This is a genomic window from Tessaracoccus luoxuelianae (genome assembly GCF_054483915.1).
On sequence record NZ_CM137013.1, the window covers coordinates 1 to 15488 of the forward strand.

Below are 15488 nucleotides of genomic sequence, written 5' to 3' on the forward strand. Positions count from 1 at the left end.
GCGCGCTGCAGGCTTTCGCCCCGCAGACCTCAGCGAGGCGGCCACCACCCCGAAGGCCCTCGCCGCGGCACCGTCGAACGGGATGGGGTCGAAGTCCGCCTCCGCCTGCTGCACCAGCGCCTGGCGGGCGGCACGTTCCACATCCGAGCGCGCAACGTGCGGCCCCACTGACAACTCCGCCATCGTGACTGCGGTGATCATGGGCTCGGCAGGCAGCGAGGCGGGTTCCAGGATGCCCAGGTCGATCACTGCGGAGGTGTCCAGAATCCCTTCACTCACAGCGACGGATCCAGCACGGTGTCGATGTCTGCCTTGAGCGCTGCCGCATCCACCCGTGGCAGCGCCCTCCATCTGTCGACCAGCTCGGCGGCACCTCGTGGACGACGCGGGAGCGGAACCACTGCCGCCACCGGCTCGCCGTCTCGCGTCACCGTCAGGCTCTCACCGCGAGCCACGCGCGCCAGCACATCCGCGCTGCGGTTGCGCAGGTCTCGCACCGTCACACTTCCCATCTCCTCACTGTATCACCGGTGATACATCACCTTTGGCTGCCGCCTGGGAGCATCACCAAGCCGCGAATCAGGCCGCGCGGACGTCGTCGGCCGAGATCTGGTTGTTCACCAGATCCTTGCGCAGGTTCTCGGCCAAGGGGAGAGCGTGCTTGCTCAGCTCATTGACCAGCCGGTGGGCGAGGAGCCACAGCCGGTGGCACTCGGCCTCGGCCGCGGCGGCCGCCTCGGCCCGGGAGGTGGGCAACGCCCCACACCAGCTTCTGATGATCTCCCCGGCGGGGGCCTCCTCATCGGCGTACCAGCGATAGTCCCGGCGGGGTGAAAAGTAGCCGGGGCGCTCGTCGTCGTAGTGGTCCGCGTAGCTGTCTCGCCCGCGCGCGATCTGCAGGGCCTCGGCCGGGTGCGCGACGCACAGCGCCATCGCGATCCTCTGGCCTCCCAGCGCCGACACCCGAAGACTGCTGCCTTCCGCAACCTGTCCACACGCCGCCAGCAGGACATCCATCGGCACCCCCGTCCGGGCAGCCAGCCGAGCAGTGTCGTGGATGACGACCTGACCAGAGTGCTCCAGCGTGGCCACCTCGCGCGGGACCAGCCGGAAGACACGTCGGATGGATCCTGACAGGCGGGAATCCGGGGCCTGATTCCGGATGAGCTCCTCCGCGGCCAGCTTCTCCTCGTAGGCCTGGGCGTCCTCCCATCTGCACTTGAGGCGCGTCCGCGCGACCTCCCGCTCCCGACCGTCCTCGAAGCGGATGAGGTAACGGTCCTTCTTGGGCCGAGGCACGATCTGCACGATCTCGACTCTGCTCGCGTTGGGCCGGTAGTCGTCCGGGTAGTGCGCCCAGACCTCGCCCACCTGCACGTCCATTGTTTCCATCTGCGTCGCCCTTCTCTCTGAGGTCGCCCCATCACAGCAGCCGCCGCGGCCGATTCGGGGCTTCATCGACCCCCTGTGGATAACTTCCGACGACTGTCCCCAACCTGGTCGTTGTCCGGGATGACCGCCAGGAGCCGGGACGACCAGCGACGCGACGCGGGCACGAGCCCGTAGCGGGTACCCTCGTCCGTTATGGACCCTGACGACGTGGAGTGGGTTCGGGAGTTCTCCGAGCCCGAGCTGAAACGGGTCTTCGGCGCATCCACCTACTTCCGCGGCAAGGGCTACTTCGACGCCGGGCACGTCCGCGACCTCACCGTCGCACCCGACGAACTCGGGGCGTTGGTCACCGGCAGCGGCCGCCACGTCTACGAGGTCGAGGTCACCCGCAGCGGCCGGCGCCTCGACAACTGGTGCAGCTGCCCGATGGGCCGCTCCTGCAAGCACGTCGCCGCCGTGATGCTCGCGGCGCGCGCACGGCTCCGCCAACGCCCCGCCAGCACTACATGGGAGAGTCAGCTCGCGCACCTGATCAAGCTCGGCGACGCTTCCGCCACCGCCGGACGGGCGCTCGCCCTCGAGTTCTCCGTCCCCACCGTCCACTACGGGGCCGCCGTGTCGCGCATCACGCTGCAGCCCCTCCGCGAGGGCGCCCGCACCCCGTGGGTGAAGACCGGCGCCTCGTGGGGCGACATCACCCAACCGTGGCGGGCAGCGGAGTTGAACCCCGCGCATCGGGCGGCCCTGGCGCAGCTGCACCTCCTGAGCCCCGACAACGCCTACTCCTACGGCGTCCCCGCGACAGTGGACCTCGCGAGCCTCGGCCCCCTCGCCTGGCCGCTGCTGCGGCGCGCGGTCTCGGCCGGCGTCGTCCTACTGGCCGGCGAGGGCCTGCGGTCCGTACGGATCGGCGACGACTCCGCCACGGTCGCGCTGGACCTCACGCGCTCGTCAGACGGCGGGATCACCGCGCAGCCGCGCGTCTCCCTGGTGGATCCCCACGCCCCAGGACGGGTCCTGCTGTTCGGCAACCCGGCCCACGGGGTGGGGCAGCTCGACGGCGGCGCCCTGACTCTCTGGCCGCTCGCCGCCCCACCGGCCGAGGGACTGGACCGGCTCCTCGCCGACGGGAAGGCGGTCGAGATCCCCGCCGAGGACGTCAATCGCTTCCTGACCCTCTATTACCCGGCCCTCGCTCGCACGGGAGCGGTGTCCACCTCTGACGGCACCGTCGAGGCCCCGGAGATCGTCCCACCCGTCCTGCACCTCACCCTCACGCACCTCCCCGGCCACGTCACGCACCTCAGGTGGGGGTTCGCCTATCCGTCGGCGGTGGCCGGACAGGGCCCCACCGTCGTCCCTCTCGCGCATGCCGCAGGGGATCCGCCGCGCTATGTGCAGGTGGAGCGGCGCCTCACCGACGCGGTGGTCGCGCTGCTCAGCGTCGTGGGCGCCTCACTGCTGGAGGCCACCCCCCGCCCAGTCCTGATCGCCCACCACGAGCTGCAGGGCATGGCGGCCGCCGCGTTCCTCGCCGACGTCCTCCCCCACCTGCTCGAAGCAGGGGTGCAGGTGCAGGAGGAGGGCGATGCGGTGGCCTACGAGGAGGCCTCGGAGGCCCCCGTCGTGCTCCTCACAGCAGACGACACCGAGGACCGCGACTGGTTCAACCTCCACATCACCGTCTCCGTCGACGGCCAGGAGGTGCCGTTCGAGGAACTGTTCAGAGCCCTGGCCGCAGGGGACGACGCCCTGCTCCTGGACTCCGGCACCTGGTTCCGCCTCGACATCCCGGAGCTGCAGGACCTCCGACGGCTCATCGAGGAAGCCCGCGAGCTCACCGACGGAAGCCCCAACGGCCCGCTTCGCATCGGCCCCTACCAGGCCGCCCTGTGGGAGGAGCTCGTCGAGCTGGGCGTGATCGCGCGGCAGAGCAAGCGATGGCTGGCCTCCGTGGAGCACCTCCTCCCCGACGCCGACCGCCCGGCGCCCGCCCTCCCGGACGGGATCCGCGCCACGCTGCGCCCCTACCAGCTCCGCGGCTACGAATGGCTGGCCGCGCTCTGGGACGCGCGGCTGGGCGGGGTGCTCGCCGACGACATGGGCCTCGGCAAGACGCTCCAGACCCTCGCCCTGCTGGAGCGGGCGCGCGAGGCCGGGGAGCTGGACGGCACGCCGGTGCTCGTCGTGGCCCCCGCCAGCGTGGTGGGAACCTGGGCCGACGAGGCGGCGAAGTTTGCGCCTGGCCTGAATGTCGCGGTGATCACCGCCACGGGGAAGCGCCGGGGCGACACCGTCGCGGCGGCGGTCGCGGGCGCACACGTCGTGGTCACCTCATACACGCTGATGCGGCTGGAGGACGCCGAGTACCGGGCGCTGCAGTGGAGCGGGCTGATCCTCGACGAGGCCCAGTTCGTGAAGAACCACCGCTCCCGCACCTACCAGGCCGCCCGACGGCTCGGCGCCCCGTTCACGCTGGCCATCACGGGCACCCCCTTGGAGAACTCGCTGATGGACCTGTGGTCCATGCTGTCGCTCTCAGCGCCCGGCCTGTTCCCGCGCCCGGACCACTTCACCGAACGGTTCCGCAAGCCCATCGAGAACGAGCGCGACCTCCTCGCCCTGGAAACGTTGCGACGGCGGATCAAGCCGTTCGTGCTGCGCCGGACCAAGCGCGAAGTGGTGCAGGAGCTGCCCGAGAAGATCGAGCAGGTGCAACGGGTGGAGCTCACCCCCGCCCATCGCAGGGTCTACGACAAGTACCTGCACCGGGAGCGGCAGCGGGTGCTGGGCATGCTGGAGGACATGGACCGCAACCGGGTGGCGATCTTCCGTGCGCTCACGAAGCTGCGGCAGCTGGCGCTGGACCCGGTCCTGGTGGACGCGGAGCACGCCTCGGGGGCGCCGTCGGCGAAGGTGTCCGCGTTGGTGGAGCAGGTCACGGAGCTCGCCTCGGAGGGCCACCGTGCGCTGGTGTTCAGCAGCTTCACCGGCTACCTCAAGCTCGTGCGGGAGGCGCTGAGCGAGGCGGGCATCAGCCACGTCTACCTCGACGGCCACACCCGCGACAGGCCGGCCCGCATCGCCGCGTTCCGCGAGGGCGAGGACCCGGTGTTCCTGATTTCGCTGAAGGCCGGCGGCTTCGGGCTGACGCTGACCGAGGCGGACTACGTCTTCGTGCTGGACCCGTGGTGGAACCCGGCTGCGGAGAGCCAGGCGATCGACCGGACCCACCGCATCGGCCAGACCAGGTCGGTCAACGTGTACCGGATGGTCTCGGAGGACACCATCGAGGAGAAGGTGGTGGCGCTGCAGGAACGCAAACGGGACCTGTTCACCTCGGTCATCGACTCGGGCTCCTTCTCCTCCGGGGCCATCACGGCCGCAGACATCCGCGGCCTCTTCGACGAGTAGGCCCTCCGCCGCTGGGCCGCGTCGCTCCCGGCACGCAGAAGGAGGCGCGCAAACTCCTTGTCTGGCACCGATCCCGTGCAAGGCTGGGCGCATGAGCATGGACGCGCAAGACGGCAGCATTGACGGACTCGAGCAGCTGGACGCCGAGGACGTCGCCGACGCCGAGCACCCCTACGGCGAGGTGACAGCCGAAGACCTCGGCACCGCTGACCTCATCGACGACGGCGCTGACGCCGCCTCGATGGTCCCGAACGATCCCCAGACGCCGGTGGACTCGGCTCTCCACACCGACGACACCGATCACGACGAGACCATCGAGGAACGGCTGCGCCAGGAGGAGCCGGACCCGTCGTCGAGAATCACCTACGGCGGGTAGACCGCCTCCCTCTCCCTCAATCGGCCAGAGCGTGAGCCGGCCCCGCGGGCCTGGTGACCAGGGTGGCGGCACGGCTTCCCGGCTCCGGGTGGGCCCGCACATAGCCGGCGAGCCATTCGGCGGCGAAGCTGTCGGCACCGTCGCGATCCACGAGCGCCCACACGCTGCCACCGAACCCGGCCCCGAAGGAGGAGGCGGCCACCGCACCGAGCCGTCGGCCGTCTTCGACCAGCGCCTCGGTCTGGGGGATCTGATTGTCGAGACCGTCGGCCGCCCACCTCTGGGAAGCCGCGACCAACTCGCCCAGCGCGGCACGGTCACCGGCGCGAAGCGCCTCGACCGACGCCGGCACGATCCAGGTGGATTCGGCGACGAACTGGCGGAGGCGCGCGAGCAGTCGCGGCTCGTCCGCGACGAGCGACTCGATCACCGCTGCGGCCTCCGGGTCGGATTCGACGGCGGCGGCCAGGTTCGCGTCTCCGCGCCCGGCGGCGGCGTTCCAGCGGGCCAGCAGCTCAGCGACCCCGCGTGAGGCCTGGTTGTAGGCGTCCTTCGCCGCGCCGGTCTTCTCCGCCGACACGCCGCTGACCGCCACCACGAAGGCGAGGTCGTCGGGGAGCCGCACGCGCTCCACGAGCGCGGCCGGGTTGAAACTGAACAGTCCGAGGTGGTCGGCTTTGCTGCACAGCATGGCCGTGTGATCCTCGGATCCACCGAACGTGCCGACGCCGGCCCGTCCTGACAGCGCACCGAACGCGCTCCCGTTCTCGACGCAGGCCAGGTACCCGGCCAGCGCAACGTCGTCCCGGATCGCCGCGACCCAGGCCTCGGACTCGTCGAAGCCGTTGAACTGGGCCAACGCCATGGCTGACGCCACGACCAGTGCCGAGGAACTGCTCATGCCGCTGGCCAGCGGCAGGTCCGCGTCGATGGCAAGCCGCGCGGGGCGCAGGCGCCCGAAGTTGGCGCCCAGCCGGTCCACCACCACGTTGAGGTACTGGCCCCAGTGCCCGGCAGGAAGGCGCACCGCGACGCCCGGCTCCAGGGTGATGGCGTCCTCCTGCGCCGTGCTGCGCGCCTCGATCCCCCGTCGGCCCGGCTTCACCGTCGCGGTCACGCCCCTGTCGACGGCGCACACCAGCACGTTGCCGCCGGCGTAGTCGGTGTGCTTGCCGAGGACCTCGATGCGTCCGGGGGCGAACCAGCCGCTCACAACAGCACCGGACGGCTCGCGAGGGCGGCCGCCACCAGGGGCACATCGGTGCGCCCGGACATGTCCAGCACCCCTTCGGCCACCGGGACCACCGTGACGGGCTCGCCGGCCGCGATCAGCCAGCGGACGGCGTCGACGATCTCGTACTCGCCCCGCGCCGAGGGTGTGATGGCGTCGCAGGCATTGAAGATGCTCGCACCGAACAGGAAGCAGTTCATGGAGATCCGCGCATTCGGGCCGAAGCGCGCCACCACGTCGGCGGACGGCTTCTCGATCAGGTCAACGAGGTGACCCTCGGCGTCGGTGTCCAGGATCGCGAAGGCGGCGATCCTGTCGGCGGGGATGTTGGACCTGCTGACCATCGCCGCCGCGTCGAAGCCGACCGTGGCCGTCCCGGGCGCCCGCAGGAGTGCGCGGACGGCCTCGGCGGGATAGAAGTTGTCGGCGTTGACCATCACGAAGCGGTCCCCTCCTGCGAATCCGCGGGCCGCCCGGACGGCGTCGGCGGTGCCGAGGGCCTCCACCTGGACGGCGAAGGAAATCCGCACCCGCGACAGGTCGAGCGCTGCGTAGTAGTCGCGCACGAGGTTGTGCTCGGGTCCGATGACCAGACAGATGTCGGTGAGCCCGGCGTCGGCAAGCTCGCTGATCACATGGTCGAGGAAGGGGCGTGCCGGCAGCCCTCCCTGGGAGGTGTCGCCGAGACCGACCGGCATCATCGCCTTGAGCCCCAGTTCAGCCGCCCTGCGCTGATCCTCGTCGAGGTCGACGTCGGCCGCGCGGCGCATCCGGGTCCCGAGGCCGCGGGCAAGGATGACGGCCTTGGTGGGCATGGTCTCGTTCATGGCCCTCATCCTAGGATCAGCGCCCGGCCCGGCTCCTCCTTCGCGCAGCCATTGTGCGCTTCCGCCCGCCCCACGGAGGCGGCGCCGTCGAGGAGGCGGGTCCGCGCTCAGGGGCACTGCGCAAACGCGCAATGGTCCTGCCCCGATGCTCCTCGCCGGGTGCGGGCTCGGCTACCGTGCGAGCATGATCGAATTCGGCACGGGTGGCTGGCGCGCAATCATCGCCGACGGCTTCACCAAGGAGAACGTCCGGCTGCTGGCCCAGGGTCTCGCTGACCGCATGAACGCCGAGGGGGTCGCCGGCCGCGGCACCGTCGTCGGCTACGACCGACGTTTCCTCTCCTCCGACGCGGCGTGGTGGGTCACGGAGGTGCTGGTGGCCAACGGCATCCCGGTCACGGTGATCGACCGCCCCGCCCCCACGCCCATGATCATGTGGACGGTGCGCAACCTGGGGTGCGCCTACGGGTTGGCGATCACCGCCTCCCACAACCCGGCCGTCTACAACGGCGTCAAGGTGTTCGTCGAAGGGGGTCGTGACGCGGACGTCGAGGTCACCGCCTCCCTCCAGGAGCAGATCAACGCGCTGACGCCAGCGGACGTGCGGTCGGTGCCCGACTTCGAGGTGCGCACCCATCCGTTGGTGACCGTGCAGTTCTCGATGAACTGGTACATCGACGCCATCCTCGAGCAGCTCGACGTCGAGACGATCCGGCACCGTCATCTGAGTGTGGTGCTCGACCCGATGTTCGGCGTGTCACAGACCTGCATGCAGACCGTCCTGATGACCGCCCGCTGCGAGGTGGACGTCATCAACTCCCGCCACGACACGATGTTCGGGGGACGGCTGCCGTCCCCGAAGCTCGAGACGCTGCACCAGCTGCGGCAGACGGTCATCGAGAGGGGCGCCGATCTCGGCATCGCCACCGACGGTGACGCGGACCGGCTGGGCATCATCGACGACGAGGGCAACTACCTGTCGGCGAACCAGATCATGGTGCTGCTGTACGAGTACCTCCTGACCGGCAAGGGCTGGACGGGGCCGGTGGTGCGCAACATCGCCACCACGCACCTGCTCGACCGGGTCGCGGCCGCCCACGGGCAGAAGTGCTACGAGGTGCCCGTGGGCTTCAAGCACATCAGCTCGAAGATGGCCGAGACGGATGCCGTGATCGGCGGAGAGTCCTCCGGAGGGCTCACGGTCCGGGGCCACATCGCGGGCAAGGACGGCGTGTACGCCGGGTCGCTCCTGGTGGAGATGCTGGCGGCCAGCAACCGGAAACTCAGTTCGTTGTGGGCCGACGTCGTCGCCCGGTACGGCGACGCTCAGATGGTGGAGAACGCCTACTCGTTCACGCCTGCGCGGCGCGCCGAGCTCGTCGCCACCCTCTTCGACCGCCGGGAACTGCCCGAGTTCACCCCTGCCGTGGACCACACCAGCTACCTCGACGGCTGCAAGGTCTACTTCTCCAACGGCGGCTGGCTCGTGGTGCGCTTCTCCGGCACCGAGCCCGTCCTGCGCGTCTTCGCCGAAATGCCCACCCTCGCTGAGGCGGAGGCCGCCATCGCCGAGCTGGTGGACTTTCTGGGCCTGGGCTGAGGCCGGCGGAGCCGCGCTGCGCGACCGGTACTGTGGCGGCGAGGCAAGGGGACGAGGATGCTGCAGCTCAGGGGCCTGACCAGGCGGTTCGGACAGCTCACCGCGGTCGACGACGTCTCCTTCGATGTCCCCGCCGGGCAGATGGTGGGGTTCGTCGGCGGCAACGGCGCAGGGAAGACCACCACCATGCGGATGATCATGGGAGTGCTGCAGCCCTCTGCCGGCGAGGTGCTCTGGCGCGGCCGGCCGGCCGGGCAGTCGGACCGGGCGAGGTTCGGCTATCTGCCTGAGGAGCGCGGGCTCTACCCGAAGCAGCCGGTGCTGAGCCAGCTGGTGTACCTGGGTCGCCTCCACGGCATGCGGGCGGGCGCGGCGCGGGAGCACGCCGAGGAGCTGCTGGTGCGCTTCGGCCTGGGTGATCGGACCCGGGACAAGGTGGAGTCCCTTTCGCTCGGCAACCAGCAGCGCGCCCAGATCATCGCCGCCGTCCTCGGCGGCCCACAAGCCCTGATCCTCGACGAACCATTCTCCGGCCTCGACCCCACGGCGGTGGACCAGATGGCGGCGTTGCTGCGGGAACACACCGCGGCCGGGGTGCCGGTGCTCTTCAGCAGCCACCAACTGGAGCTGGTCGAGCGGCTGTGCGACCGGTTGATCGTGCTGCACAAGGGCCGCGTGGTGGCTGATGGCACCGTCGACGAACTACGAAGCACGGCACCTGTGCGGTACCGGCTCGTGGTGGACGGGGACGTCGGCTGGGTGCATGCGGCCGGCGGCGTACGGGTGGTGTCGTCGGGGGCGACGAGCGTGGTCATCGAGCCGGAGAGCGACGAGGCGGTGCAGCGGCTGCTCGTCGACGCCGTCGGGCGGGGCCCGGTGAGGGAGCTGGCGCGGGTGGTGCCCAGCCTGAGCGAGATCTACAGGGAGGTTGCCTCCGTATGAACAGGACCGACGCACGCCCCGCCCACGCAGAGCCGGGGAGGCGGACGCATCCATGGGCCCTGGTCACGGCCCGCGAGATCAGCGTCAAGCTCCGCGACCGCAACTTCCTGCTCTCCACGGGCTTCAGCCTGGCCCTGATCGTCGGCCTCATGGTGGTGCAGTTCTTCCTCACAGCCGGGGCCTCCACCTACACGGTCGCGGTGACCGACAACGACGGGGCCCGGCTCGTCGCCGGCCTCGACGCGCGGATGCAGGCCGCCGATCCGGAGGCGCGGGCCACCGCCGTCCGGGTCACCGACGTCGCGGCCGGGGAACAGCAGGTGCGCGACGGGGACGCCGACGCCCTGCTGGTGAGAGAGGGCGGAGTCTGGACGATGGCGACGGACGGGCAGTCGGGTCGGTTGCTGCATCTGGGGCTCATCGAGCTCGTGTCCGCGTCGGCGCTCGAGGACAACGCGCAACGCCTTGGTGTCGGGGTCGATGACCTGCTCGCCGGAACCCAGTTGGTCACCCGGGATCTGAGCGGTGACACGGATCAGGGGCTGGTGGTCTATATCGTCGGCCTGATCTTCGCTGTGCTTTTCTACATGTCGTCGCTGATGTTCGGGATGGCGATCGCCACCAGCGTGGTGGAGGAGAAGCAGTCGCGGATCGTGGAGATCCTGGCCGCGGCCATCCCGGTTCGACACCTCCTGCTGGGCAAGGTGCTCGGCAGCACAACCTTGGCGTTGCTGCAGCTGGCGCTGATCGCGGGCGTGGGGCTGCTCGGCCTGCAGTTCATCGACCTCAACATCGAGCTTCCTGGGCTGGCCGGGGCGGTGGCCTGGTACCTGCCGTTCTTCCTGTTCGGCTTCCTCGCGCTGGCCTGCATCTGGGCCGCAGCAGGGTCCATGGCGTCGAGGATCGAGGACGTGCAGGCGACTTCGATGCCGCTGACGCTGATCCTCGTCGGCGTCTTCGTCCTGGGCATTAACCTGGACGGCCAGGCTCAGGTGATCGGCTCGTTCGTGCCCGTGATGTCGACCATCCTGATGCCGATGCGGATCCTGGCCGGCGAGACCACCTGGTGGGAGCCCGCGGTGGCGTTGCTGTTGACCCTGGCGTTCTGCGCGGTCACGATCCTGGCGGGGGCCAGACTGTACCGTCGCGCCCTCCTCCACACGACGGGGCGCCTGTCGTGGCGGAAGGCGTGGAGCGCCGGGGGCTGAGTGGGCAACCCGTCAGTCGGCCCCTCTGCCGCGCTCAGCCGTCGGCAAGCAGCGCGCGAGCGGTCCGCGAGTCGGTGATCAGAACGTCGCACCACCCGCCCACGAGCGCGGCTCGGATCGCGGCATGCTTCCGCTCGCCGCCGGCCACACCGATGCGCCGCGGAATGGCCTTGAGCGTTTCCTCGTCGATCCCCAGGGTGCGGTCCACCAGTTCGGTATCGACGTGCACGCCGTGCGCGTCGAAGAAGCGAAGGCAGACGTCGCCGACCGCGCCCAGCCGCGCGAGGGCCTCAAGATCGGCCTCTGGGAGCGTGTTACCGGAGGAGACGAGCAGCGCGGACGGCCGGACGCTCCCGATGCCCACGAGCGCCATCGTGAGCCCGGTCCATTCGTCGCGGATCGCCGCGATCTGGGGGTCCGACATCAACGACGCCCGCACCTCGGGGCTTGAGACCACACCGGGGGCGTTGAAGTAGTGGACCTCCGCGCCTGTGACCTGCGCCAGACGGTCCGCCAGCCGGGTGGCCTGCACCTGGGCCCGGGGGTCTCCGACGCCGCCGATCACCTGCACGATGCGCTCGGCGGTCCGGGTGGTGCGGGGGGTCATGGCATCCACCACCGCCAGGAGCGATGCGGACCAGGATGACAGCCCCACCCGGTCGCTCGGAAGCATGGTGGACTCGAGGTAGCGTGCGCCCGCACTGCCGATGGCGCTGAGGAGGGCCGCGTCTGATTCGCCGGCCTCGTCCGGCCCTCCCGCCACCACGACGTCACGCAGCCCGTAGGCGTCTCGCACCTGGTCCTCGAGCTCGGAGAACATTCCCGGCGGCTCCACGACGATGGTCCGCACGATGCCCGCCTCGACGCCTTCCTTGAGCAGCCGCGACACCCGCGACTGGGACATGTTCAACCGCGCGGCGATCTCCGGCTGACGAAGTCCGTGCTCGTGATAGAGGCGCGCGACCTTGACGACGAGGGGGAGCCGCTCGGGCGCAATGCGAATGGGCACGCTCGGAAACTAGCACGGTGATGCGCGGACCGTCGATGCGACGGCATAACTGTTCGGGACTGGTTAGATAGTCACGCGAGTCTCACCAGGGTGTGCCGGTCACCCTGCCCTCGGCTGAGCGTGAAGGGCTGCACTGGCGTCCCGCCCCCGCGGCGGAGCGTCGGTCAAGCCCCCGGACCGGATGCCAGGGGCTTCGACGCGGGCGCGCCGCTCCGCGGCTCGGCCCGGCTCACCCAGCGGAATGACGCTGGTTGAGCCGGGCCGCAAGGAGCGAAGCGACGCGCGCCCGCGTCGAAACCTCGTTCACCCGGTTCGTGGATCTCGTGGCGAGTCAGGACGCCCAGACCGCGGAGGGTATTCGAAGGGTCGAACCCCCTCCCGAGAGCAAAGGGTGAGGGATGGCAGGGCGGCACTGCGCAGCGGTGCCCAACCCGACGACCACCCAACCGGCATCCCGCTCAAGCAGACCCAACACCAACGCCGCCCTGCCGGCCCATACCCGGAGCAGACCACGCCACAGGAAGACCGCGTGCGGGGAGACGGGAGACGATGCCCGGGCGGCCTCAACCACCCGACCACCGATTGACCAGCAGCCATCAACCACACCCTGGACCAGGGCCGCCCGGGCATCGACTCACGGCTCCCCGCACCCGACCCCAAGAAGCGCGTGAAGGTGGCAGTCACAACCCTTCGAGACGGCCAGCGCCGCTTCGCGGGCGGCCCTCCTCAGGGAGCGACGGGGACGGGACCCGCCCCTGCGCGGGCGGCCCTCCTCAGGGAGCGACGGGGACGGGACCCGCCCCTGCGCGGACGGCCCTCCTCAGGGAGCGAAGGAGACCGGCCCTCCTGCCTTATCGGCGGGTGAGGGCCAGCGCCGAGGCCCACCGCGACCGGGCGACGGCGTTGCTTCCGCGGGGCTCGAAGGTATCCGACTCGACGGGGGCGAACCCACCGCCGAGCGCATCGGCGGCCAACTGGGCAGCGCCGCGCGCGGACAAGCCGGAATACCTCGGACGCCGGACGGTGCGACCACCGAGGTCGGCTTGAAGCTGCATGAGGAAGTCATCCGCGGCAGGGGCGCCGTCGGCGAGGATCGCCTCCACCGGCCCGGCGACCTCCGCCGCGTCGACCACGTCCGTGATCTGATGGGCGATCGCCTCCATGGCCGCTCGGGCCAGGATGCCGGGGTCGGTCCCGAGATCGAAACCGACGAGCACCGCCCGGGCAGTCGGGTCCCAGTGCGGTGCGCCCAGGCCGGCGACGGCCGGGACCAGGACCACGCCGTGATCCTCCGGCGCGCTGCGGGCCAGCCCGGCGAGCTCCTCGACGCTGCGCCCCAACAGCCGCGACAACCACGCCACGGTCGCCCCGCTTGCCAGGATGTTGCCCTCGACGCCAACCGCGGTGCGGTCGCCGAGTCGCCAGGCGACGGTGCCGACCAGCCCGGCGGGCACGCTCGCCGCGTCGTCCACCAGGCCCATGACCGACGAGCCGGTGCCGAACGTAGCCTTCAGCGAGCCCGGTCCCCGGACGCCGTGGCCGTACAGCGCCGCGTGCGAGTCGCCAAGGACCGCATGGATCCGTCGCCCGCCCAGGCCCGCGACCTCGCCAGTGGCCTCGTCTGAGGCCGCGACCCTCGGCAACACCGCAGCAGGAATGCCGAACAGCTCGCAGAGCTCCTCGCTCCACTCCCCCGTCGCCAGATCGAGCAGTTGCGTGCGCGACGCGTTGCCGGCTTCTATGCGGTGCTCGCCGGTCAGCTGGGTGACGAGCCAGGAGTCGACGGTGCCCACCGCCAACTCGCCGGCGCGGGAGCGGCTGCGGTCCGGGTCCACCGAGTCCAGCAGCCACTGCAGCTTGAGCGCCGAGAACATCGGGTCCAGCGGCAGGCCGCTGATCTCCCGCACCCGGTCGGCGTGAGCAGACAGCTCGGCGACGCGGTGCGCGGTGCGGCGGTCCTGCCAGCCGAGCATCGGCCCGACCGGCTCCCCCGTCGCCCGGTCCCAGACCAGGGCGGACTCCCGCTGCGTGCTGAACGCTACGGCGTCGACGGGGTGCCGGGCGGCGATCTCGGCGATGACCGTCCGCACGCCGTCGAGGATCTCCATGGCGTCCTGCTGTACCCAGCCCGGACGCGGATGCGCCTGCCCCAGAGGCACCGAGGCCGACGCGACGGCCGCGCCAGATGCGTCGAACAGCGTCGCCTTGGTGCTGCTGGTCCCCTGGTCGACTGCGAGGATCATCGCCGTGTTCCCTCGGCCGGATGGACGGACATGAGCCCGAAGGGCGCTGAAAGGTGCTGAGACATCTGGATCCTTGTGGGTTCGACTCGGGGGCGATGGACGGTCCAGGGGCCCAATCCGACTGAGGTGCCCTGACACGAGGAGCGGCGCGGGGCGACTGTCCAACTCTCGACAGTCACCCCGCGCCTAGGGTGTCACTCGACGGCGAACAGCGTGTAGCCGTCGGCGTTCGAGGCGTCGATGAGGACGCAGTCGATGGACTGCTTCTCCGGCTGCCCCGTCTCACCCGTGCGGATGAACGCGTCAGCCTGCTCCACAGCCAGCTCAGCGATCGCCACGGCCGGCTGAAGACCAGTCGCCAACAGCTTGCCGTCCTTGATCGCCTGCACCGCATCCGGCGCCCCGTCGAATCCGGCGATGGTCACCTGATCGGACTTGCCCGCCGCGTCCACGGCAGCCACGGCGCCCAGCGCCATCGTGTCGTTACCCGCGATGATGCCCGTCAGATCCGGGTACCGCTGCAGCAGCGTCTCCACCTTGGAGAATGCCTCCTGCTGATCCCAGTTCGCCGTCTCCTGGGCGACCATCTCGAGATCCGGGTACTGATCCAGGACACTGTGATACGCCTCCGAGCGGACCGCCGCGTTGGTGTCGGTCTCGCGGCCGAGCAGCTCGACGTAGGTGCCCTTGCCCTCGAGCGCCGCGCCGAAGGCCTCGGCGACCAGGCTGGCGCCCTGCGAGTTGTTCGCGACGATCTGCGACGTCGCGAGCCCCGTCTGGTTGATCTCGCGGTCGATGAGGAAGACCGGGATACCGGCGTCGACGGCCTTCTGCACGGCACCGATGGTGACGTCAGCACCCGCGTTATCCAGAACGATGGCGACCGCGCCACTCGAGATGGCGGCGTCGATCAGCTCAGACTGCTTGTTCGGATCATCGTCGTGCGAGTCCGAGGTCGTCTCGTAGCCCAGCTCCTCGGCCTTGGCGACGGCGGCGTCGGCCTCGGCCTTGAAGAACGGGTTCGAGTGCGACGGGGTGATGACGGCGATCGTTCCGCCCGCCTCGCCGGTTCCGCCGGTGGACTCGGAGGGTGCCGATGAGCTCGACGCTGTCGTCGGCTCCGCTGTGGGTGTGGTGGACGAGCCGCCGGAACAGCCGGCCAGCGCGAACGTGGCCGCGAAGAGGGCGGTGGCGAGGGATAGAAGGGGTGGTCTGCGCATGATTTCCTCCGTTGTGAATGTGCGCG

The 15488-nt window shown here is 70.4% G+C and carries 12 protein-coding genes; 5 read left to right on the forward strand and 7 right to left on the reverse strand.

Translation table 11 applies throughout. The annotated features are described in order from the left end of the window. Positions 1-275: 275 nt before the first annotated feature. Both ACX1D1_RS00005 and ACX1D1_RS00010 read right to left on the reverse strand, forming a co-directional pair. Positions 276-512, reverse strand: coding sequence for a type II toxin-antitoxin system Phd/YefM family antitoxin (locus ACX1D1_RS00005; protein ID WP_182781396.1), 237 nt, complete (start codon positions 510-512; stop codon positions 276-278). A 67-nt stretch (positions 513-579) separates the two neighbouring features. After that, complete coding sequence (locus ACX1D1_RS00010; RefSeq protein WP_459055372.1) at positions 580-1392, reverse strand: hypothetical protein; 813 nt, start codon at positions 1390-1392, stop codon at positions 580-582. A gap of 192 nt (positions 1393-1584) precedes the next feature. Between ACX1D1_RS00010 and ACX1D1_RS00015 the strand changes: the two genes are divergently transcribed. Both ACX1D1_RS00015 and ACX1D1_RS00020 read left to right on the forward strand, forming a co-directional pair. Beyond that, positions 1585-4806 (forward strand): DEAD/DEAH box helicase, encoded by a 3222-nt coding sequence (locus ACX1D1_RS00015; RefSeq protein WP_459055373.1) that lies wholly within the window; start codon positions 1585-1587, stop codon positions 4804-4806. 91 nt (positions 4807-4897) lie between these two features. Beyond that, positions 4898-5182, forward strand: a complete 285-nt coding sequence (locus tag ACX1D1_RS00020) for a hypothetical protein (RefSeq protein ID WP_182798891.1) — start codon at positions 4898-4900, stop codon at positions 5180-5182. 16 nt (positions 5183-5198) lie between these two features. On the opposite strand, the gene ACX1D1_RS00025 is transcribed toward ACX1D1_RS00020, so the two are convergent. Then, the gene (locus tag ACX1D1_RS00025) at positions 5199-6395 is read right to left on the reverse strand and encodes a galactokinase family protein (protein ID WP_459055375.1); all 1197 of its coding nucleotides are present in this window, start codon (positions 6393-6395) and stop codon (positions 5199-5201) included. Further along, positions 6392-7240: a nucleotidyltransferase family protein gene (locus ACX1D1_RS00030; protein ID WP_459055376.1), complete on the reverse strand. Its 849-nt coding sequence runs from the start codon at positions 7238-7240 to the stop codon at positions 6392-6394. Before ACX1D1_RS00030 ends, ACX1D1_RS00025 begins: the two co-directional genes overlap by 4 nt. A 145-nt stretch (positions 7241-7385) precedes the next feature. On the opposite strand from ACX1D1_RS00030, the gene ACX1D1_RS00035 reads away from it, so the two are divergent. From ACX1D1_RS00035 to ACX1D1_RS00045, 3 genes are read left to right on the forward strand one after another with little or no spacing between them, the layout of a single operon-like run. Beyond that, the gene (locus tag ACX1D1_RS00035; RefSeq protein ID WP_459055378.1) at positions 7386-8840 is read left to right on the forward strand and encodes a phosphoglucomutase/phosphomannomutase family protein; all 1455 of its coding nucleotides are present in this window, start codon (positions 7386-7388) and stop codon (positions 8838-8840) included. A 57-nt stretch (positions 8841-8897) separates the two neighbouring features. After that, complete coding sequence (locus tag ACX1D1_RS00040; RefSeq protein ID WP_459055380.1) at positions 8898-9782, forward strand: ABC transporter ATP-binding protein; 885 nt, start codon at positions 8898-8900, stop codon at positions 9780-9782. Beyond that, a complete protein-coding gene (locus tag ACX1D1_RS00045) occupies positions 9779-10990 on the forward strand; it encodes an ABC transporter permease (RefSeq protein ID WP_459055381.1) in 1212 nt (403 codons plus the stop codon). The genes ACX1D1_RS00040 and ACX1D1_RS00045 overlap by 4 nt, the downstream gene beginning before the upstream one ends. Positions 10991-11024: 34 nt before the next feature. On the opposite strand, the gene ACX1D1_RS00050 is transcribed toward ACX1D1_RS00045, so the two are convergent. The 3 genes from ACX1D1_RS00050 to ACX1D1_RS00060 form a co-directional block, all read right to left on the reverse strand. After that, positions 11025-11999, reverse strand: coding sequence for a sugar-binding transcriptional regulator (locus ACX1D1_RS00050; protein WP_220489060.1), 975 nt, complete (start codon positions 11997-11999; stop codon positions 11025-11027). 851 nt (positions 12000-12850) lie between these two features. Next, complete coding sequence (locus ACX1D1_RS00055) at positions 12851-14242, reverse strand: FGGY family carbohydrate kinase (protein ID WP_459055383.1); 1392 nt, start codon at positions 14240-14242, stop codon at positions 12851-12853. A gap of 194 nt (positions 14243-14436) precedes the next feature. Then, positions 14437-15462: a D-ribose ABC transporter substrate-binding protein gene (locus tag ACX1D1_RS00060; protein WP_459055384.1), complete on the reverse strand. Its 1026-nt coding sequence runs from the start codon at positions 15460-15462 to the stop codon at positions 14437-14439. Positions 15463-15488 lie beyond the last annotated feature (26 nt).

Bases quoted from the DNA above. Each gene is read 5' to 3' on its own strand.
- ACX1D1_RS00005 (WP_182781396.1), bottom strand. From the start codon at position 512: ATGGGAAGTGTGACGGTGCGAGACCTGCGCAACCGCAGCGCGGATGTG.
- ACX1D1_RS00010 (WP_459055372.1), bottom strand. From the start codon at position 1,392: ATGGAAACAATGGACGTGCAGGTGGGCGAGGTCTGGGCGCACTACCCG.
- ACX1D1_RS00015 (WP_459055373.1), top strand. From the start codon at position 1,585: ATGGACCCTGACGACGTGGAGTGGGTTCGGGAGTTCTCCGAGCCCGAG.
- ACX1D1_RS00020 (WP_182798891.1), top strand. From the start codon at position 4,898: ATGAGCATGGACGCGCAAGACGGCAGCATTGACGGACTCGAGCAGCTG.
- ACX1D1_RS00030 (WP_459055376.1), bottom strand. From the start codon at position 7,240: ATGAACGAGACCATGCCCACCAAGGCCGTCATCCTTGCCCGCGGCCTC.
- ACX1D1_RS00035 (WP_459055378.1), top strand. From the start codon at position 7,386: ATGCTCCTCGCCGGGTGCGGGCTCGGCTACCGTGCGAGCATGATCGAA.
- ACX1D1_RS00040 (WP_459055380.1), top strand. From the start codon at position 8,898: ATGCTGCAGCTCAGGGGCCTGACCAGGCGGTTCGGACAGCTCACCGCG.
- ACX1D1_RS00045 (WP_459055381.1), top strand. From the start codon at position 9,779: ATGAACAGGACCGACGCACGCCCCGCCCACGCAGAGCCGGGGAGGCGG.
- ACX1D1_RS00055 (WP_459055383.1), bottom strand. From the start codon at position 14,242: ATGATCCTCGCAGTCGACCAGGGGACCAGCAGCACCAAGGCGACGCTG.
- ACX1D1_RS00060 (WP_459055384.1), bottom strand. From the start codon at position 15,462: ATGCGCAGACCACCCCTTCTATCCCTCGCCACCGCCCTCTTCGCGGCC.